Origin of the sequence: Microcoleus sp. CAWBG27, assembly GCF_020883145.1 — a bacterium.
Taxonomy (GTDB): Bacteria; Cyanobacteriota; Cyanobacteriia; order Cyanobacteriales; family Microcoleaceae; genus Microcoleus.
In genome coordinates this window covers 38,339-58,411 of sequence record NZ_JAHREU010000014.1, presented here as the reverse complement: position 1 = coordinate 58,411, position 20,073 = coordinate 38,339, and the positions used below count along the sequence as shown (strand labels likewise).

Sequence of the window (20,073 nt, the reverse complement as noted above, 5' to 3'; positions counted from 1 at the left end):
AGGACTTCAGTCCTTACTACAAACTGTTTTAATTCTTAATTTTTAATTGTCCCACAAGTGGTGCGGTAGAAAACATCAGATTTTGCCTGGTTCGTAGTAAGGACTTCAGTGCTTTTTAGGGCAACCTTTCAAGGACTAAAGTCCTTACTACAAACTTTTTTAATTCTTGATTTTCAATTCTCCCACAGGTGCGGTGGTAGAAACCATTGCTGCCATTAATTGTTCGGGAACGACTTTAAATGGGAGTCTGTGGATGTCAGAATTGGGATAGCAGGCTATTTCGGCGGCGCGCTGCAATTGTGTGAGGCTAACGTCTCCGAGTCCTAAGTCTTCTAAAGTTTGGGGCAATCCAATCTCGGCGTAGAATTTTAGCAGTTGCTGTCTGGCGGTTGCTGCTAGTTGATTGTTTTGCAGAATTTCTTCTAGCCGCAGTTGCACTAATATGCCGTAGGCAACTTTTTCGCCGTGCAATGTGCCGTGACTTGCTAATAGATGAGTTAGGCCGTTGTGGACGGCGTGGGCGGCGACAGTGCGACATTGGGCGCCACCAATTCCGCCGATTACTCCTGCTAGCAATACGGCGGCGTCTGTGACTTCTTGCCAGGTTTCGCTACCTGGTTCTTTGAGGGCGGCGGCTGATTTTTGGAACAGGATATCGCGCAGGATTCTAGCTTGTTGGACGGCAGAAATTATCAGAGTTTGTTCGGAGTGTCCGCTGCTGACTGATGCTTCGTACCATTTGGCGATCGCATCTCCAATTCCTGCTACTAATGTCCGCTGCGGTGCTGTTTGAATTAAGCCGTAGTCGAGTATCAATAAATCGGGACATCTGGCTAATGTGACATCGTATTGAAAGGCACCTTGTTCGGAATAAATATTAGAAAGTGCTGTCCAAGCGGCGCAGGTGGCTGCTGATGTGGGGATGGTGACGATCGCAATTTGGCACTGATGGGCGAGAAGTTTGGCTGCATCCAAGGCTTTGCCGCCACCGACGCCGATGATGAAGTCGGCTTTGTGGGTTTGGACGGCTGCGCGGAGGGTTTCGAGGCTTCTTTCGCTGCAATCGTTGCCGTAGGCTGTTTGCGCGGATTCTAATTGCTGCTGTTCGAGAATTGGTTGCAGGTAGGGTTGCGCCGTGGCGAGGGAGTTGCTACCGCCGACTATTAGGGGCCGCTTTCCGAAACGGGCGATCGCATCTCCGGCTTGTGCGAGGGCGTTTTGACCGCGCAAAACACAGGCGGGAGCAATTGTCAAGGAATAAATTGCAGTAGGGGTGGCGGTTTTGGTGCTTTGGATGTGAGTCATCGAACCACTAGATAAGTGACGGGAAGGTTGACGCTTTGCAGGATTGCTGGATTTTATAGGATAACTCTAACTCGTGTTGGCCAACATGGTAACTTTTGTAAAGTTTTTATTAAGTATTGTGGTTGGGCATGGATTGCGGGAGTGGTAAGGGCGATCGGTATAATAGATGTACAGCACGGTGAGGATAAAACCGATGACTCAAAATTTTCAAGACTTATCCACACAGCAATTCGCTGATTTATCGGTGTTTCCTGGGACAAGTTGGGTGGTATTAGCTGAGCCTGTGCCACAAGGATCGATTCATCGCTTGAAGATGAAGCAAGGTACAATTATTCCAGTTCATACTCATCCGGCTGATGAGTATGTGTTCGTCGTTTCGGGTAGTCTTAAAACGGGCGATCGAGTGTGTGAAGCGGGATGCTTTTGGACAACCCCAAAAGGAACAAGACAAGGAGCGCATGAAGCGTTAACCGATGTAGAGTTAATCACTATTCGGCTGGGAGCAATGGGAGAATTTGAAGGAACATAACTGAGGATGAATGGATACCTGTGCAGCTAAATATCGCTAGTATATCCCAATACAGTTTACTTAAGAAAAATCTGACTTGCCCAAAATGGCTGTATTGCCAGAAAATCGTCAGATGAAATTCATCAAAAGCGTTAAGTAAACCGTATTAAATTATAATCCACTCCATCAAGAGAAGAGTTTTGAACCACAGAGGGCGCAGAGGGCGCAGAGGGAAGAGTATTGCGAGGGTTTTGGATGTCGTAAAAAAACCTTTTGTCCCTCCCCTCTCTGTGTTCTCTGCGTTCTCTGCGGTAAAATCTTCTTAAGATCTATTTCACCTCTTTATAATCCAAAAATCGTCAGATGAAATTTATCAAAAGCGTTAAGTAAACCGTATTGTAGTATATCCATCTTAATTTTTCATAAAATGTGAGAGCAAATTGCACTCAAATCCTAAAAACATGGCAGTGAGCAAACCTACTATTCTGTCGATCGCACTTTTATTAGTCCTAGGAAGTTCAATTTTCCTAAATATTCTGCTTTTGGGTCGAGCCAAACAGTATTATCGCGAACTCAATCAAACTCGTTTAGATCCTCTGGGATTGACCAACCATCCCATCAATGCCCAGCCAGCTACTAATACCAAGCAAACCCGAGTGGTTTTCTTTGGTGACTCCAGGGCCGCCAGTTGGACATCACCCAATCTCGGTGAATATGAGTTTATTAACCGGGGAATTGGTTCTCAAACCTCTGTTCAGGCGATCGAGAGATTTGCCTATCATGTGAGTTCCTTAAAACCAAAAATTGTAATTATCCAAGTTGGTGTCAACGATCTGAAAACCATTCCCTTGTTTCCAGAAAGCAGAAATGCGATCGTTGCTAATTGTCAAGCAAATATTAAGCGAATTGTCGAAGAATCTAAGAATCTAGGTGCAGTAGTAATCGTGACTACTATTTTCCCGGTCGGAGAAGTGCCACTAGAACGCAAACCTTTTTGGTCTGATGACATCAGTCGGGCAATTAAAGAAGTCAATACCTACATCGCTACCTTAGCGGGAGATAAAGTTATAGTGTTTGATACATTCCCGATTCTTGGCGATAGTCAGGGCAAAATCTTGCCGCAATATAAACGCGATGAACTACACTTGAACGCACAGGGGTATGAAATTCTAAATCAGAATTTGTCGCGAATGCTAAATACAAGAGGGCAGAATAAAATATAGTCAGGACTTTAGTCCTGGGATGGATGGGGACTCGCATTCCTCACTACGAAACTTTTGTATTTCGGGTAATTGACTGGATAGGGTATTAGTGGGATTTAAATTTATTATCAAAATGGGAAAGAAGAAATGTCTTAATGCGAAACGGCTCAAAAGAAATCAGGTTCAGGAATTAATAGAATCTGAGGGAAGACTGCATGAGGAATTTACAAAATTCTTTGAGGAGACATATAGCACGGGATACAAGAATCAGCCTCAAATTTATGAGTTATCAAATGATAGATTTCTATTTGTTTCCGATCCGAAAGGATTTTTAAGTCCTGGTAAAGGAGATATTTACTCTAAAGAATATTTTCTGCACATGATTCGATGGACACAGAAGGTGAGGGATGACTATGCTAATAATCGCGGTAATTCTGTAAGTCATTGGATGTATTTTTCAAAAAATAAATTACAGCTTGTTAACAAGGTTGATGAATTAATTAATGAGTTAACAATTTATTTGGATATTTTGGATGAGGAGTTGGATTATTCATACAAAAGTTTAGACATTGTATCTAGCAAGGCTGAAAGTTATGGATATGAAAAACTTCAAGCTGATTTATACGATAATTTAATTGCGTATGTAGGAGAGGTTATACGACGCAGAGTAAAAGGTAATTGGGTTATTAGAGAAGATTATCCAGGTTCTGAATACCCTGTTATTCAAGTAAATAATGGCGTACTTATGCCTATTAATGTGGTGTGGCAAGAGCTAGGTAGGCTTGAATCAATAAATCTACGACAAGAAACTGCTAATGAAATAAGACGATTTTCACTCAAATATCGGTAGATATCAAATTTTACTAGATTTAGATATGTTGCGCTGCTTAATATTTATTTGATGTCTTTTGCGGCGCTGTTTTAATTAAGCCGTAGTCGAGTATCAATAAATCGGGATATCTGGCTAATGTGACATCGTAAGTGACGGGAAGGTTGACGCTTTGCAGGATTGCTGGATTTATACGATAACTCTAACTCGTGTTGGGCAACATGGTAACTTTTGTAAAGTTTTTATTAAGTATTGTGGTTGGGCAGGGGTTGCGAGAGTTGTAATGGCGATCGCTTAAATATTAGAATTGAGGCTTAACGTACAAATCCCAAATTCGTTTCACTACTTCTGCATCTGATTGAGAAATTTGTCCGATTTTCGCCAGTAACAAAGACTTTTCCAGACTATCCAATCTAGACAAGCGTACTGTTGAAGCAACGCGCAAACCGCTAGCTGCCCAATCATTAAGAAATACATCAGTTTGGCTGCGGGGTTTTGCAGAGGTGACGGCTGCTGCTACCACATCTTCGCCATCCAGCCACAGTAAAAGTACGGGACGTTTTTTAAAGTCTGCGCCATTTGTAAAGGGAATATTTGCTACCCAAAAATCACCCGGTTCAATAGTCATCATAAAGTCCTTCGTCTTCGGGTGCGTAGCTGTTCAAAAAAGCCTCGTGGCTGCGAGTAATAGCTGAGTCAATTAAAGATTCTTCGCCATCAAGTACCGAAAACTCGGTTAATTCAGGATAATTCAAAAAATCTTCGGCTGTAGCTGTTATATATGGTGCTAGTATTTTATGGCGTTCTGCGATCGGCAATCTAGCAATTTCTGTAAGTGATAGCTTGAGGGGAGGTGCGGTTGTTGGCGAATTGTTAGATTCAGAACTTTCGCTGGGTAACTGCTTTTTGTGTTCCACTTTTTGCACGAGGAATTGTGCAAAATCAAGCACTTCCTGTTGTTTCTCTGCTGGCAATTGTCGCAGATTCTCTAACACAGCTTGCTCAAAATTAATTGTTTCTGGCATATGAATTACCTTCCTTAAGCGTCGATCAGTTTAGGGTGCATCTCTTTTGGGCAAGGGCGAAGCATTTCGGCACATAATTTATGAACCAGAATCAGAGATTTACTGCCGAAATGCTTCGCCCCTACGAGGATATTTGCATTCATTGAGATGCACCTATTAGTTTATTTGTCACGCAGCTAAGTTTAGTTTGCTCAACTAAAGAGCATAATTGCGGGTTTGGGCGAAGTAAATGCTATAATGTACCAGTAAAATCTGAACTCCAAATTAAAGCTTTTACTCATCTAACTCCACCATCAAGTCGGCAATTACTAGCGCGTTAATATTGTAACAAGTCTATCCTGCAAAGCCAACTAACCATCGCCTTGAACCTCAATAGTATAACTGTAGCCCTGTTCAGTCAGAAACAGTTGCCGATGCCGCGCAAAATCCTCCTCGCAAGTTTGTAGCGAAACTAATGTATAAAAACTCGCAGTATGTCCGTCAGATTTAGGCCGGAGAATTCGTCCCAGGCGCTGCGCTTCTTCTTGGCGAGAACCATATTTACCTGATACTTGAATTAACACGTCGGCATCGGGTAAATCGACGGCAAAGTTGCCCACGCGAGACAGAATTAATCCGGGAATCTCTTTGTGGCGGAATGCTTCGTATAACCGATCGCGCTCAACCTGTTTTGTCTTCCCCGTAATCAACGGCAAATCGGTAACTCGGGCGATCGCATCTAACTGTTCGAGATACTCACCAATAATTAAAATACGGTGTCCCGCCTCTTTTTGCAACAAGCTTTGCACCACATCCAACTTACCCGGATTTTCAGCAGCAATCCGAAACTGGCTGCGGCGGGGCGCGAGGGCATATTCCATTTTTTCGGCCTCATTTTGGGCGACGCGGATTTCGGTACAATTGGCTGTGGCAATAAATCCCTGTCCTTCCAATTCGCGCCAAGGTACGTCATAGCGCTTGGGCCCAATCAATGTGAAAACATCGCCTTCTTTCCCGTCTTCGCGAATCAATGTCGCAGTCAAACCTAACCGCCGTCGCGCTTGTAAGTCGGCGGTAATCCGAAATATCGGTGCGGGTAATAGATGAACTTCATCATAAATAATCAGTCCCCAGGATTGCGCGTTAAATAACTCGAAGTGCGGGAATTCATCATCTTTAGTCGATCGATAACTGAGCATTTGGTAAGTCGAGAGAGTTACAGAAGCCGTTTTTTTGCTGTTGCTGCTGTACTCGGCGATCGCATCTTCAGTTAAACTCGTCTTGTCCAATATTTCCCTGCGCCACTGGTGCACCGAAGTCAAACTGCTGGTGAGAATCAGTGTCTTTTGCTGCACCAAACTCATCGCAATCATCCCCACAATCGTCTTACCAGCACCGCACGGTAGGACGATCGTCCCACTGCCACCTCTAACCTCTCCTCCTTGATAGAATGCCTCTACGGCTTCCTTTTGATAGGCGCGCAAATTAAAGGGTAAGTCGCCTCCTAAAGTGCGATCGCGCAACGCAATCGCCAACTCGGCACCCTCGATATATCCAGCCAAATCTTCCGCCGGATAACCTACTGCTAGCAAAGCTTGTTTGAGTACACCGCGATTCCCCGCATCAACTTGAAAGCAAAGATCCGAGATCCGCTTACCTAACAGCGGTTTTACGCGATCGTCCCGCACTAACAACTCCGTCAGCGGGCGATCGACAATCCGCAGTTGTAAATCGGGATTTTCTGCATCAATCCTTTCAATTACCGTCAATCCGTAGCGCGTACCGAGTAGTTCAATTTCCTGCGCTACCGATTCGGGAATATCATATTTAGCATACTTTCGCAGCGCTGCGATCATCAATTCAACTAACATTCCCGCCGCCCTGGCATTCCACACACTTAAGGGCGTGATCCGATAGGTGTGGATGTGTTCGGGACTTTTGATTAATTCGGCAAAAGGTGCGATCGCTTCTCGTGCTAATTTCGCTGTAGGGGCGTGAACTTCTAGTAAGATTGAGCGATCGCTTTGCACGATCAAAGCATTTTCAGCAACATAACTCATAATTAACAGTTGACAGTTGACAGTTGACAGTTGACAGTTGGCAGTTGATAGTTTGTAGGGGCGGTGCCCCCGTGCCCGCCCTCTCTTAGTTGGCAGTTGACAGTTGACCTGGGACAGTTGATAGTTGATAGAAGGAAGAAAGCCCTTCGACTTCACGATCGGGTAAAAAGAAGAAAGAGGGAAGAAGGAAGAAATGTTTGGTTTATTTCTTCGAGTCTATGTCAAAGGTGCGTCGCGATCGAGATTGTATATCTTTTTAGGGATTTATCGCCAGCGACGCACCCTACAAATACTGGCGATTAGGGTTTTTCCCCCCTAGCCCCCGCAACGATTTGGGGGGGGGACAGGATGCTTCTCAAAGTCCCCCTTTTTAAGGGGGATTTAGGGGGATCTGGCCTCGGCTATAAACGAAAGATACAAAAGTCGCCATTGTTGAGACTAATACTATCAGGCGTATTATTTATCGCTCTGGGGTAAGACATAACCCATTTGCCGCAGGGCGGTGCGAAATTTCGTTTCCTGGCCCAATGGAACCGCTAAAGTGCGATCGCCCGCCAACTGACAGAATTTTTTAGTACGGGAATCATTTGCAATCAGCAATGCTAAATGGGCGGTAGTACATTCGATCAACCTGACAGTACCTATATCTTGCACGCTATTCGATCGCTCTGTAACATCCGTCAGAAATTGTTGCACAGTTTGCGGCAGCGGTTCAATACTCCGGGCGTCCAAAAACTCTGTAAACTCGGCTAATGGATATCCGTTTTCAATGGCTGCAAAGATTTTTGGGCGATCGAGTCGCCACACCACATCCGAAACTTTCTTAGTATAGACATCAAGGACGATCGCATCAGATGTCTCGACACCATCTCCCGCCGCAATAATTTCTAGATTCGGCAATACCCGCAGCGTTTGACGAACCTCAATTACTGGCGGAGTATACTTATCCGTCAACTCCAAACAATAAGCCCCCAAAGCCGTCAAACGAAAATATACTAAGCCATCATAACGACTGAGGAATTCCAGATCGTCCGTTCCCCAAAGATAGTCATAATCGGATGGTATGAGTAACGGATCGACATATGCAACATCAATGATTCCCAAAGTTGCAGCATACTCAAACAAAAAACAGCGCATATATCGTTCTTCCAGAATCGGCCAACTGTAACCACCCAATTCTGATAAGTTCCCATATCCAGCTTCACCAATATACAGACAGTAGGGTTCCTCAGTCACCTCAAACCTATGGCCCGTTGCGACTAGATATTTACTAAAGTCATGAAACATAACCCACTTACCTACAGGACATTCTGCGAGCACAGTGACGATCGCATCTCTCCGCCACGTCACATCCGTCATGCCATTTGCGCCCCTCCCAGTTTGTCCTTTAATCGCATCAATGCGGCGAAATTCATCAAAGATTTTTGTCTTTAACCAGCGTTTCCATGCTGTCTGTAAACCTTTGGCGGGTGATTCTAGTAAAGCTTTTTGTCCCGCTTTCGTCAAAACTAGCTTTTTGCCCGATCGTTCCGCGAACTTGCTTCCTTGGGCTATCATTATCCAAGCAAAGGGCTTGATGCTACCGATTTCAGCGAATACTTCATCATCGTAGTCGCTATCCTTGGCTAAGGTAATTTGACGCTGTTCCTCATTATAAAAATCACCACCTTGCAATATAGAGGCGATCGCCTTTACACTTCCAGCAGTAGGCAAACCAGTTTTATCGCTAACAGCAACTTTACCCGACTGAATCAGACGCAAAACCGCTGCAAAATCCTTTGTAGCTGCCAACTGTGTTTCACAAGAAGTCAAGGGAATATCGTATTCTTCTATCTCCTTTTGTTTTGTACTGTAGTTATATCTTTGAACGCGGAGTTTAACCTGATTTTGGACTGTTTCACCAACATTATCTAACGTGGCTTCTTCGGGTGGTGGAACAAATTTTAGCAATTCTTCTTCTAAATCGTAGGGTATCTGCCTGCCATAAATAAACAAGCATAGCAGTGATGGTTCTCTGTTACTTCCATAGCGATCGCTTGTTCCAAGATTTGCTGGTTCTCCGTATTTTGCGCTAAATATCTCCGGAAAATAAATACCATCTTCCCCATGTATAACTTCAGCTACAGCCGCTTTTTGAAGGTCGTCTAATTTCGCCCACACCTTCCGAAGGTTCTCTCCCCGCAATTGCGATTTAATTCCATCAACCAGATCCGCTTTACGGGTTAATTTACGAGGATCGGGTAATAATGCTTTGAGCTTTTTTAAATCGTCAACAATTATTCCTTCTAGTGCCTGTTGGAGGCTAAACAGGTTATTTATGGCTGTGTTACGCGACATAATATTTGACAATGCGCCCGCTTCAAAATTGTTTTTGCAACCCAAATATAACAACTTTACCGGATGCAAAACTTGAACTTTTGTTACAAAACTCCAGAAATTTGGTTAAACAGTTACGGTACGATGAACCGGAACGGTGCATAGGTTATTTGTTTTAATTTTTAATGGAATATTTCCCACCCTAAAATTACCCCGTTCAACAGTCATCATCAAGTTCTTCGTGAGTGTCTCACATTTTTGCTTTTAATCCTTGGAGGTTGGCTGTTTTCTTCTACCAAACAAACCCGACATACTTAAACCTGTCACAAGCAAGCCGAGCATTCCCAATCCGTTTAAAATTGGGTAAATTGCTTGCAAGTGAAAGATTTCGCCTGTATGAATTTTCAACAAGAATCTCGATGAAATTTCTATACCAAGGGGCCACTCTCGGATGATTGTGATAGCCATTCCAGTCAAAACGGTCAGCACGATCGGCAAAGCAACAATAATGCCTATAATGCGGTGGTACTTGCGAAATCCTCTATTCATAATAATGTTCAAGTTTTGAGAATACTGAGGTTATAGTAGAAGGGAGCATTGAGTGCTTGTTTATGCGTAAGTCCGAGCATATAATTATTACATAAATTATGCACTCTGACCCAGAAAAACCAGAGTTTTTAACTTGTATTCAAGTTGAGAACCAATTACGGAGTTGAAAAACTCGGCTTCTGCGTATAAGACACTAGAATCAAGCAGTTAGTAGTCGATATTAGGACTTAGGAATGCTACTAATAGTTTTTTCAAGAGATTGCAATTGTGCCAGCACTTGGTCTTTACTAGGCTTTGTTTTTTTCAGTTATGCCATTACTTTTTCGGCAGTTTCTTCAACTGCATCGTAGCTTTTAGGCGATTTTTTCTTGATGCCGTCTTCTACTTTCTTCCAAGCAGTCTCAAACTTGTCAAATTCAGTTTTGGCTTTGGCAAAGTTTCCAGTCTGAACTGCTGCTTTGGTATTAGTAACTACACTGAGCAACTCTGCATAGCTAGCGGGAGATGCTGCTTTGTCAGATGTGCTTACAGCAGTAGCAGCAGGAATTTGTGAAGGTGAAGTCTTCGGAGTGGAAGCTTCCTGGGCGCCGTCGCAACCAGCCAAAGCCAGAAGGGTGAACGCACCAACCACAAGAATTTGATTTAAACGAGCCATGAACAATCCTCAAAAAAATTAATAGTACTCTCTATTTTGCCACAAAAACAGCAGATAGCTTGGTGAAATAATCTGCAATTTTTGCGATCGATCGCAGTTAGCAGCAGAGGTAAGATAGCCGTACTGCTAACACCGTCATTGTCTGTGGCAATCCTAAATGATTCAGATCGATTTGTAGGGGTAGTGCCCCCGTGCCTACCCCTTATCTATAGCGCGATCGCGGGCCATCGAGTCCCTACAATAATTACACAAATGATGCGAGAATCGCTATAGACGGTTGCGCGAGTTAAAAAAACAGAGTTTCGGGAATTTCGGTAATGTTCTAACTCGCAGAATTTAACAACCTAAACGTAACATCAAAATGTTACTTGACCGACACTGACATAGTGTAACTTGCACCTCCTCTTTCTGTGCCGACAGCTATTTCATAGTCTCCTGTGTGGCTCAATTCTCCAGACCAGCTTTTTGATTCTTTAACTATCGTCTTTGTCTTTGGGTCTATGATGTTAAAAACAGCATTTTTCTCAAGGGATTGGATCTCGATCTTCATCTTTTGTCCTTTTTTAGCTTTGATCAAATAAGTATTGACAGTGCCGCGGGCTACTCCTCCTTTGATTTCGGCTAAATGAGTACCTTTTTTGAACTGGATTCGCTGCTGAACCTTAGCCATTAAAACGGCAGGTTTTTCGGAAGTTACTGGCGAGGAAACAATGCTGGATATAGCTTTTACTGAAGCCGGAAAAATCATCGAGACACTTAAGCCGATTATCAAATAATTTATCGGGTGTTTGATTTTTTTTGCTGGTTTGTTCATGGGAGTTTAACAGTAAGATGGAAATTTGTTTGCTTGTAAGATTATAGCTAACTGGGGCTGTCTGCGCGCGATCGCCCTTACCAGAAAGAATTGGTTGAAAGCCCCAACCCCGAGCGGGAGAAATTAAAATCAGACTATTCATTACTCCAATCCTCGGACTTCTGGGTAGAGGTCGTTCTCAAACTGTCAACTGTCAACTGTCAACTGTCAACTGTTGAACGCCAACTTGATTGCAGAGGGAACCCCGAGATGTGAGATAATTTTAGGCGATCGAGACTGTCGATTTTCCATTTTCCGATTTGAGATTTTAGATGAAACACGCTTGATGTGAGATAATTCTAGGCGATCGCAAATTACAGATTACTGCACAGTCGCCAGCGGGTGCGGTACAGTAAAAACACCCGCAGCGCGGTGTTACCCAAAAAATTGTACACTTCCTAATTATCGCAAACCAGACGACATGACTCAACAGCCAACCATCACCTACCGCACCGAAAGCGACTCGATGGGAGACAAACAAATCCCATCTACTGTTTACTACGGCATCCAAACTCTGCGCGCCGTTGAAAATTTTCCAATTAGCGGTATTAAGCCTTTATCAACTTACGTCGATGCTTGCGTTTTAATTAAAAAAGCTGCCGCCATAGCTAACGGTAAACTCGGCTGCATTCCTGAAGATATCAGCGCAGCACTGATTAAAGCGGCTGATGAAGTTTTAGCGGGAAATTTACGCGATCAATTTGTCGTTGATGTCTACCAAGCAGGCGCCGGAACTTCTCACCACATGAACGTCAATGAAGTTCTTTCCAATCGCGCTTTGGAAATTATGGGCGATGAAAAAGGTAACTACAAGCGCGTTAGTCCCAACGATCACGTAAACTACGGTCAATCAACCAATGATGTGATTCCAACTGCAATTCGGATTGGCGGATTGTTGGCTTTGGAAAAAACTTTGTTTCCAGCTTTGTCTGGGGCGATCGCATCCCTGGACAAAAAAGCCTTAGAATTCCACAATATCGTCAAATCCGGCCGCACTCACCTGCAAGATGCCGTCCCGGTGCGACTCGGCGAAACCTTCCGCGCTTGGGCACAGATTCTTAGAGAGCACAGTGCCAGAATTGCCACTGCTTCCGGAGATTTAACATCCTTGGGATTGGGCGGAAGTGCCGCGGGAACTGGCTTAAACACTCACCCAGAATACTGCGAAAAAGTCGCTCAAATTCTTTCGGAGTTAATCCAAAAACCTCTGAAACCAGCACCACATTTAATGGCAGCAATGCAGAGTATGGCGCCGTTTGTCAATGTCTCCGGCGCCATCCGAAATCTAGCTCAGGATTGCGTTAAAATGTCCCACGACTTGCGTTTGATGGACTCGGGGCCAAAAACGGGTTTCAAGGAAATTCAACTGCCTCCCGTCCAACCTGGTTCGTCCATTATGCCTGGGAAATACAATCCGGTGATGGCAGAAATGACATCGATGGTTTGTTTTCAAGTTATGGGTTACGATAGCGCGATCGCCCTAGCAGCCCAAGCAGGACAATTAGAATTGAACGTGATGATGCCCCTGATCGCCTACAATCTGATTCACAGCATCGAAATTTTGGGCAACACCATCAGCGCCCTGACAACCAAATGCCTCGACAAAATTGAAGCCAAGGGCGATCGATGTCTCGCCTACGCAGAAGGCAGTCTCGCCCTCGTTACCGCCCTCAATACTCACATCGGCTATCTCAACGCCGCCGCCGTCGCCAAAGAATCTCTCGAAACCGGCAAATCTTTGCGGCAAATTGTGCTGGAACGCGGTTTAATGAGTGCAGAAGACTTGGCAACAGTTCTGGATTTGGAGAAAATGAGCGCGATGCCAGTATCTTCTGCTAATGTTTAGGCGATCGCAGGTATAAGCCAATGCCCTTGGGAGAAGAAAACCGGCGGTTAAAATTATATTATTTTCTTCAGTCCACGGAGGTGGACTTCGTTTGTTTAGACGCGGTTTCAACCGCCGTCTTCGTTTGTTTAGACGCGGTTTCAACCGCCGTCTTCGTTTGTTTAGACGCGGTTTCAACCGCCGTCTTCGTTTGTTTAGACGCGGTTTCAACCGCCGTCTTCGTTTGTTTAAACGCGGTTTCAACCGCCATCTTCGTTTGTTTAGACGCGGTTTCAACCGCCATCTTAATCTTTTCAACTCTAAAGTTTGGGAGCAATATTTATGCGCGCAGGTTCCTTTGGCAAAGTAACTCAAGATAAAGAGAACACCACTCAAGTGACATTTCATTATGTGGAAGGTCACACGGAAACCTTTACTGTTCCGATGCCTGCACAAGAATTTCAAGAGGAAGTGCTAAATTTGTTAAATCAACCTTGGTTGACTTTTCATCTAGTCGATCAAACGGTTTTTATCTGCACGGCCCGGTTGGTGAAAGTGGAAGTTAAACCTGCTATCCCGGAACTTCAAGGTCAAGGAATTTTCTCTAACTCCCTGCGAGTTAGTACCATGCAGCGGGCTGCTTCTGGCAGATTGCCGATGTCTACTTAAACTTGGTAATTGGTAATTGGTAATGGATAATTGGTAATTGGTACTTGGTAATTGGTAATCACGAAGTAAAAAAATACTAATAATCCATTTCTCCTGCCAATTCTCGATCGCCAATTACCCATTACCAATTCCCGATTCCGAAAAAAAATTAGTTTAAAGCCGGAACCCCGATCGGGAGAAATTAAAAGAACACGATTCATTACTCCAATCCTCTTCCTTCTTTTGTCAACTGTCAACTGTCAACTGTCAACTGTCAACTGTCAACTGTCAACTGAATTATTATGTCTGCTGTTAGTTTAATTCGAGCCAATTCATACGATCGCCAAAAACTCCAAAAATCCTTAGAAAACCTGCTCGCACCCTTGGGCGGAATCTCGGCTTTTGTCAAATCGGGCGATCGAGTTTTACTAAAACCCAACCTCCTCACAGGTGCTCGCCCTACCAAAGAATGCGTCACCCGTCCGGAATTGGTTTACTGCGTGGCGAAAATGGTCATCGAAGCGGGCGGCAAACCGTTTTTAGGAGACAGTCCCGCTTTTGGTAGCGCCATGGGTGTCGCTAAAGCCAACGGTTATTTGCCACTGTTGGCAGAACTAAATTTGCCAGTAGTAGAGTTTAAAGGAAAACGCTACGAAACAGTCAGCCAAGATTTCAACCATCTCCGACTTTGCAAAGAAGCAATGGAAGCTGATGTGGTGATTAATCTGCCCAAACTCAAATCTCACGTTCAATTAACCGTCACCATGGGCGTCAAAAACTTGTTCGGCTGCGTCCCCGGGAAAATGAAGGCTTGGTGGCACATGGAAGCTGGCAAAGATAGCGCCAGATTCGGTCAAATGCTGGTAGAAACGGCCCGGACAATTAACCCAAATTTGACGATTTTGGATGGGATTATCGGTCACGAAGGTAACGGGCCCAGCGGCGGCGAACCTAAGTTTTTAGGAATTTTGGGCGCGTCCAGTGATGTGTTTGCTTTGGATCGAACTTTAGTAGAAATTATTAATGTCGATCCAGCCATGGTTCCGACTGTAGCTGCGGCGATGAGATTGGGACTGTGCTCGAATTTGGAGGAACTCGATTTTCCACTGTTGCGCCCGGAAACTCTCAAGGTTGTCGATTGGAAGTTACCAGAAAATATGATGCCGATCGACTTTGGGATGCCTCGGGTGATTAAGTCAGTGTTCAAGCACCTTTATATCCGCTTTATCAAAGAAAATAAGGGAACAAGTGTGTTTTTATCGAACAAGTGACAAAGCAAGTTAAGATAATTTCGACATTTTTGGGCAGTGGCCCAAACCCTCATTCTACCGTTTAAATTTGAGCTGTCCAGAAAGCCCAAACCCTATCCCAGCCTGATTCCTGACTAAAACCTGTCCTGAGTAGTGAAATTCAATGAGTTATCTTCAATAAGATGCTAAGCTAACAACCATGCCGGAGAAATCTGTTTCTGAATCCTCATAATTTTAGGGTAATCATCTACTGTGTATCAGAACACACAATTTTCAACTGCGATCACTGATTTCATGATGTAAACTGCAACTCCGGTGGTTATCAGTACATCAAGTCTGTAAAATAAGGAGAACTCCAATGCAAACTCAGAAGCCCTTAAGTCCTACTGTAGTTTCCCTTATATCGGGACAGAGTATGAAACCCTGGTTATTCATCCCGGGTGATTGGCGAAGACCTGCAAATAAAGAGTCATTTCAATTGTACTGGTGTCAAAAATCACAACTTGGATGCCTCCATCCTCTACCAGAACTCGATCAAATTGAGAGCTTCTACGACATCGACGATTACTATACTCACCATGCAGAATTTACCGACTCAGAAGCACCATCTTCTATTTCCTTCTTCGATAAATTGCGGACGCATCTAGCTTGGCGTTTCGATAAGGGAGTAGATGTCACCACTCAATGGTGGAAACAGCAGTTCGGGACTTCTTCTTACTCGATATTAGAAATCGGTTGCGCCAATGGCAAACTGCTGGAAGAATTCAAATTGGATGGTCACAAAGTCTGGGGAGTAGAACCAGATAGACAAGCTTTGCGTTTCGCCGAGGAACGAAATCTTGATGTATATTATGGCACTGCTGAATCTTTGCCCCCGGAAATCACGTCGAGAAAATACGACATGATTATTATGAACCACGTACTGGAACATACCATAAATCCTTTACTGGCACTCCGCAATACCATGGAGTTGCTCCCGGAGGGCGGCAAATTGGTGATGGAAGTACCAAATAACTCGTGTAGGGCGCTAAAAGAATCAGGGATTGCATGGCTCCATCTAGATGTGCCAAGGCATTTTTATTTCTTCACACCGGAAAGTTTGCGCGCTATCTGCGAACAGGTGGGATTTGAGGTAATTTCTACCGAGTTTAATGGCTACTATCGCCTATTTACTAACGGTTGGATCGAGGATGAAAGAAAAATTTTGAATGCGCTCGATTCAAGGCAATCTCCTGGGATGGTAAAGCCCAAAGCAAACAGTAAACTCCAAGCTTGGAAGTTACTACTGAAAACATTTCTGGCTCCCGACAACAAAAAATACGATTCAGTCAGAATTGTTGTACAAAAGCCATAGTAAGAGCGAAGGAAGGGAAATAAAGCTTTGAGAATTTCAAAAGCGAGGCTTCCGATTACCTAAGACAGGACTTACGCATGACGGACGGGTGCATTTCACTTGGGCAATTACGTCTTTTTTGCCTTAGTGCTACTTTCCGTTCTATGAAACCTACTCAAATCTACTCATAGCGGATTTGATGTTCACTTCCTGCTTCCACCAAGGGAGTCGGCTCCTTCTTATCCACAGGCTTAACTTCAGACCGAACTGGCCTTACCAGAGAATGAATAATGAGCCAAGTTAATCGCGGCATTTAAGTCACGATTAATAATTGCATTACAATTTTGACAATAAAAAACTCGTTCTTTCAGCGGCATTGACTGAATAGTGCCACAATTTGAACAAGTTTTTGATGACGGATACCAACGGTCAACCAATTCAACTGTCGTACCGTACATAGCCGACTTATATTCCAGCTCGCGCCGAAATTCAAAGAAACCGCAATCTGAGATAGCAGCCGCTAATTTATGGTTGGCTATCATCCCACTTACGTTCAAATCTTCGATGCGAATGTGGGCATATTTTTTGCTAATTTCTGTCGTGGTTTTCTGCAAGAAGTCTCGACGTTGATTAGCAGTCTTCCCATGAATTTTGGCGATTCTACGATAATGTTTCTGGGCGTTATTGGATGCTTTTAGACCCAACTTTCTCTGGCCCAATTGCTTGTTGCGATTTCTCCACTGTGTTTTACTCAGCTTGGTTTTCGCTTTGGTGAGCGGACGGGGAGATTCGTAATAATTGCCATCGGAAAGAGTAGCAAAAGTTGACACACCCAAGTCAATACCTACCGTTTCAACAACGGGGTGAAACAAAGGTGGAATCTTTTGGGCTTTGATAGCGAAGGAAACATACCATTTATCGGCGGTTCTGGAGACGGTAAATGTCTGCGCCATACAAGGAAACGGGATAGCTTCTTTCAGTCTAAAAGTTCCTAAGGTGGGAATTTTAATTGACTTTTGCGGTTTGAGCAAAATTGCATGATTCCAGTCAGCAGTATCCACCGTAAAAGAGTCGCCATCTTTTTTCCTTTTGAACCTGGGGAATTTTCCTAATCCTTGAAAACTTCGGGATAGTGCTTCACCGAAATGCCGGAATGTGGTTTTATAAACTCTGGAAGACAAAGTGGTAGTCCACTGATATTCGGGTAATTTCTTGACATGGTTGGTAAAAACTCGTTCAATTGCCGCCACTTTTTTACTACTAGCGCCTTGGAGTTCTTTAACTCCTTGGTAAAGAGATAGGGCGTAGTTATAGCAAAATCTAGCATAACCAGAATGTCTTGCCATCAAGGTACGTTCTTTATGATTAAGTTTTAGTTCTCGTTTGATGGCGTACATAGCTGATTAAAATTTGTGAACGATTTCTTTAAGTTCGGCTGCTTCCGAAGGGGTTTACTTGCTCATTTAAGCATCAAGTGCACACTTAATGGGCAAATTTAGTAAGATTTAGGTACATTTTTGTGAACTGTTCTTACCCCCCTATAGCAAAGCTTCTCTAAAGCGATCGCCAGCGATGTCGCACTATTCAACCAAAACTGAGATGCTCCCCTGACTCACCAGCTCTACATACTGCAATACGGTTAACTTAGGAATGAGAATAAATAACTTACAATTTGATGGTTCTTGTGGGACGGGCGGGACGCCCATCCCACAAACTTGTGTAAATTATTTAATTTGCAATCCTTATTGTCGAAACTTTGTCCGAAAAGAGGAACGAAGCAATGATAACCCTTAACTGAAAAGAGAAACGAAGCAATGAAAAAATCAGGAGTTTAGATTTGTTTAGGGCAGCCAGCGAGGGCGGAATCCTTTTAAAGGCAAGTCTTCGGGCGATGGAGAATTATTAGATGCCGATGCGTTTTTTAAGTTTAAAAGTATGAGAGTTGAAGAGTCGATCGCACTTCCGCCATCTGTTCTCAAATCTCCTGCGACTGGTTCTGATTTCTTGACAACTACCCGATCTAACAGCAATTCTAACCCATCGGGCGACAAACTCATTTTTGTCTCGATCCGATCCGGCAAAACTAACAATGGTTTTACTTTAAATGTCTTCAAATCAATGGCTTCGAGGGTGAGTTGTTCGGAAAACTCTTTCCCTGGCTTGCGCCTGGTTAACAAGCAGTAAAGCTGAGGATTTCTGGGGTCAAACTGACAGTTGATGAATTCTCCGGCGGTGCGGATTAATTCTTTTTGCAATCCCTGGTTGGTTACTAAAAAGATTGACTGCGTAAAATCGCTATTGTACTTGAGCATTGCCGATTCTCTGCCGTCGGGAGTGAAGCTGAATACTCTCCGAAAAGATGGTATGAATTCTAAAGGTTTGACGTTTGGTGTTAGGGATAAAATGGCGATGCCGTCGGCTTGCGGGTTTGCTAGGGTTGCGCTGTCTGGGGCGATCGCAAATTCTCCTGCGGGATGACTTAACAACCGCTGCGGCACTACCGAAGTTTGCGATCGCACTACCCACAAACCAATGTCCTCTGCATTGCCCCTCTTTGCTCGCTGAATCGCGATCGCCTTGCCATCAGGAGACAGATCGAATTTGAGATTTTCATAGTCTTGATTGCCTAAAATCTGCTGAATGCTGCCAGGTTTTTGAGCCGGATCGGAACTTCTGCCTGTAGTGACGGCATACAAGGATTGTTCGTACAAACCAGGCTGATATTTTGACCATTCGCTAGCAGAAAATAAAATGCGATCGCCCGCCGGGTAAATTCTATAATCTTTAACTACTAAATTTTCAGGAGTGAGGATGATTTTTTGTTTGCGGGTGAGATTGTAAAGAATTAACCGCCCTTTTTCTGAGGCTTCTGTGCCAGTGTAAACAAAAGCTCGATCGGGCGTGCTAAATTGACTGACAAACGGTGCGATCGCCTTTCCTTGTTTGTCAGAACCTAGTTTTTCCCGCGCTTGTTGCAAAGAAATTGTATAAGTGCGATCGTACTCAGGAGGCGCGATCAAAGTATATACCAACCGCCGCCCCGACCAACTAAATTTTCCCGGCAAAGGAGGCTCGACGTGCAGGTTTGCTTCAACGCTTGCACGATCCATCGGGCGACTGAAAGTCAGGACAAAAGCCGTATCTCTCGCCCCTACTTGTTTGTTTTCCCAGCTAAAAGCGCGCACTTTCGGTAAAGATCGATCGCCCACAGCCAGCAAAAACCCGATCGCGAAACTCAGCAATACAATCAATGATACAGCCGTGCGGTCGATCGGCTCGAACCTTTTTAATTTTCCCACAAACATACAAAAGCCTGAATTTAGACTAGACTTATTCCCAAACTTGTTTCAATACAAACAAGCAATCTCAAATAAAAGTTAAATTTTATGCGATGCCTCAAATCAGTCTGTTAAACTAATATTTTTCCCCTCTACTCGAAAGCGATCGTGAACAAAAACCTACTGACTGTACTGGGATGCTCCGGTTCTTTAAGCTTAATGCTCTTCGCGGTAAATCCCGCCAATGCTAGCGCCCCAATTGCCCCAAATTTCAGCATCGAGCGCAATGGCGAAATATCGGCCAGTCCAGACATAAATCAAGACGAAACCCAATCCTCGCTGCCAGAAATCAACTCTGACAAAATAGGAGACCTCGCCCTCATAACTTCAGGCTGCAACTGTGCTGGCTGTCGAGTTCAAGTCCCCCAAACGGTCGAACAATGATGGCTGCTAGTTCC

20 protein-coding genes are annotated in these 20,073 nt (G+C 44.1%); 8 read left to right on the top strand and 12 right to left on the bottom strand.

Annotated elements, in window-relative coordinates; translation table 11 throughout:
• Positions 1-159: 159 nt before the first annotated feature.
• Positions 160-1,305 (bottom strand): iron-containing alcohol dehydrogenase family protein, encoded by a 1,146-nt coding sequence (locus tag QZ938_RS10780; protein WP_293145005.1) that lies wholly within the window; start codon positions 1,303-1,305, stop codon positions 160-162.
• A gap of 193 nt (positions 1,306-1,498) precedes the next feature.
• Between QZ938_RS10780 and QZ938_RS10775 the strand changes: the two genes are divergently transcribed.
• The 3 genes from QZ938_RS10775 to QZ938_RS10765 all read left to right on the top strand — a co-directional run bounded on the left by QZ938_RS10775 (position 1,499) and on the right by QZ938_RS10765 (position 3,865).
• Positions 1,499-1,834 (top strand): DUF4437 domain-containing protein, encoded by a 336-nt coding sequence (locus QZ938_RS10775; RefSeq protein WP_293145002.1) that lies wholly within the window; start codon positions 1,499-1,501, stop codon positions 1,832-1,834.
• Positions 1,835-2,274: 440 nt separating this feature from the next.
• A complete protein-coding gene (locus QZ938_RS10770) occupies positions 2,275-3,036 on the top strand; it encodes an SGNH/GDSL hydrolase family protein (RefSeq protein ID WP_293365503.1) in 762 nt (253 codons plus the stop codon).
• An 88-nt stretch (positions 3,037-3,124) separates the two neighbouring features.
• The gene (locus tag QZ938_RS10765; protein ID WP_293365501.1) at positions 3,125-3,865 is read left to right on the top strand and encodes a hypothetical protein; all 741 of its coding nucleotides are present in this window, start codon (positions 3,125-3,127) and stop codon (positions 3,863-3,865) included.
• A gap of 280 nt (positions 3,866-4,145) precedes the next feature.
• On the opposite strand, the gene QZ938_RS10760 is transcribed toward QZ938_RS10765, so the two are convergent.
• The 7 genes from QZ938_RS10760 to QZ938_RS10730 form a co-directional block, all read right to left on the bottom strand.
• The gene (locus QZ938_RS10760) at positions 4,146-4,475 is read right to left on the bottom strand and encodes a type II toxin-antitoxin system PemK/MazF family toxin (protein ID WP_293144994.1); all 330 of its coding nucleotides are present in this window, start codon (positions 4,473-4,475) and stop codon (positions 4,146-4,148) included.
• Positions 4,462-4,869: a DUF2281 domain-containing protein gene (locus tag QZ938_RS10755; protein ID WP_293365499.1), complete on the bottom strand. Its 408-nt coding sequence runs from the start codon at positions 4,867-4,869 to the stop codon at positions 4,462-4,464. Before QZ938_RS10755 ends, QZ938_RS10760 begins: the two co-directional genes overlap by 14 nt.
• A gap of 350 nt (positions 4,870-5,219) precedes the next feature.
• Positions 5,220-6,908, bottom strand: coding sequence for a DNA repair helicase XPB (locus QZ938_RS10750; protein ID WP_293365497.1), 1,689 nt, complete (start codon positions 6,906-6,908; stop codon positions 5,220-5,222).
• Positions 6,909-7,364: 456 nt separating this feature from the next.
• Positions 7,365-9,245 carry a hypothetical protein gene (locus tag QZ938_RS10745; RefSeq protein ID WP_293365494.1) on the bottom strand — a complete coding sequence of 627 codons (1,881 nt, stop codon included), beginning with the start codon at positions 9,243-9,245 and terminating at the stop codon, positions 7,365-7,367.
• A gap of 243 nt (positions 9,246-9,488) precedes the next feature.
• Entirely contained in the window at positions 9,489-9,773 is a 285-nt protein-coding gene (locus tag QZ938_RS10740; protein ID WP_293365492.1) for a peptidase, read from the bottom strand.
• 307 nt (positions 9,774-10,080) lie between these two features.
• On the bottom strand, positions 10,081-10,428 hold the full coding sequence (locus QZ938_RS10735) for a hypothetical protein (protein WP_293365490.1): 348 nt from the start codon (positions 10,426-10,428) through the stop codon (positions 10,081-10,083).
• A gap of 364 nt (positions 10,429-10,792) precedes the next feature.
• Entirely contained in the window at positions 10,793-11,176 is a 384-nt protein-coding gene (locus QZ938_RS10730) for a hypothetical protein (protein WP_293365488.1), read from the bottom strand.
• A gap of 526 nt (positions 11,177-11,702) precedes the next feature.
• Between QZ938_RS10730 and QZ938_RS10725 the strand changes: the two genes are divergently transcribed.
• On the top strand, positions 11,703-13,127 hold the full coding sequence (locus tag QZ938_RS10725) for an aspartate ammonia-lyase (RefSeq protein WP_293351336.1): 1,425 nt from the start codon (positions 11,703-11,705) through the stop codon (positions 13,125-13,127).
• A gap of 67 nt (positions 13,128-13,194) precedes the next feature.
• Here QZ938_RS10725 and QZ938_RS10720 read toward each other — a convergent pair whose 3' ends face one another.
• Positions 13,195-13,410: a hypothetical protein gene (locus tag QZ938_RS10720; protein WP_293144966.1), complete on the bottom strand. Its 216-nt coding sequence runs from the start codon at positions 13,408-13,410 to the stop codon at positions 13,195-13,197.
• A gap of 38 nt (positions 13,411-13,448) precedes the next feature.
• On the opposite strand from QZ938_RS10720, the gene QZ938_RS10715 reads away from it, so the two are divergent.
• Positions 13,449-13,775 (top strand): hypothetical protein, encoded by a 327-nt coding sequence (locus QZ938_RS10715; protein WP_293144963.1) that lies wholly within the window; start codon positions 13,449-13,451, stop codon positions 13,773-13,775.
• On the opposite strand, the gene QZ938_RS10710 is transcribed toward QZ938_RS10715, so the two are convergent.
• A complete protein-coding gene (locus QZ938_RS10710) occupies positions 13,772-13,975 on the bottom strand; it encodes a hypothetical protein (protein ID WP_293144960.1) in 204 nt (67 codons plus the stop codon). The two genes, QZ938_RS10715 and QZ938_RS10710, sit on opposite strands and share 4 nt — an antisense overlap.
• 81 nt (positions 13,976-14,056) lie before the next feature.
• Here QZ938_RS10710 and QZ938_RS10705 point away from each other — a divergent pair, with 81 nt between their 5' ends.
• Both QZ938_RS10705 and QZ938_RS10700 read left to right on the top strand, forming a co-directional pair.
• Positions 14,057-15,025, top strand: coding sequence for a DUF362 domain-containing protein (locus QZ938_RS10705; protein ID WP_293351340.1), 969 nt, complete (start codon positions 14,057-14,059; stop codon positions 15,023-15,025).
• Between the two features lie 394 nt (positions 15,026-15,419).
• Positions 15,420-16,358: a class I SAM-dependent methyltransferase gene (locus tag QZ938_RS10700; protein WP_293144954.1), complete on the top strand. Its 939-nt coding sequence runs from the start codon at positions 15,420-15,422 to the stop codon at positions 16,356-16,358.
• Positions 16,359-16,594: 236 nt separating this feature from the next.
• Here the strand turns inward: QZ938_RS10700 and QZ938_RS10695 are convergent, their stop codons facing one another.
• Both QZ938_RS10695 and QZ938_RS10690 read right to left on the bottom strand, forming a co-directional pair.
• A complete protein-coding gene (locus QZ938_RS10695) occupies positions 16,595-17,734 on the bottom strand; it encodes an RNA-guided endonuclease TnpB family protein (RefSeq protein WP_293351342.1) in 1,140 nt (379 codons plus the stop codon).
• Between the two features lie 444 nt (positions 17,735-18,178).
• A complete protein-coding gene (locus tag QZ938_RS10690; protein WP_293144948.1) occupies positions 18,179-19,642 on the bottom strand; it encodes an Ig-like domain-containing protein in 1,464 nt (487 codons plus the stop codon).
• Between the two features lie 141 nt (positions 19,643-19,783).
• On the opposite strand from QZ938_RS10690, the gene QZ938_RS10685 reads away from it, so the two are divergent.
• Entirely contained in the window at positions 19,784-20,059 is a 276-nt protein-coding gene (locus tag QZ938_RS10685; RefSeq protein ID WP_293144945.1) for a hypothetical protein, read from the top strand.
• Positions 20,060-20,073 lie beyond the last annotated feature (14 nt).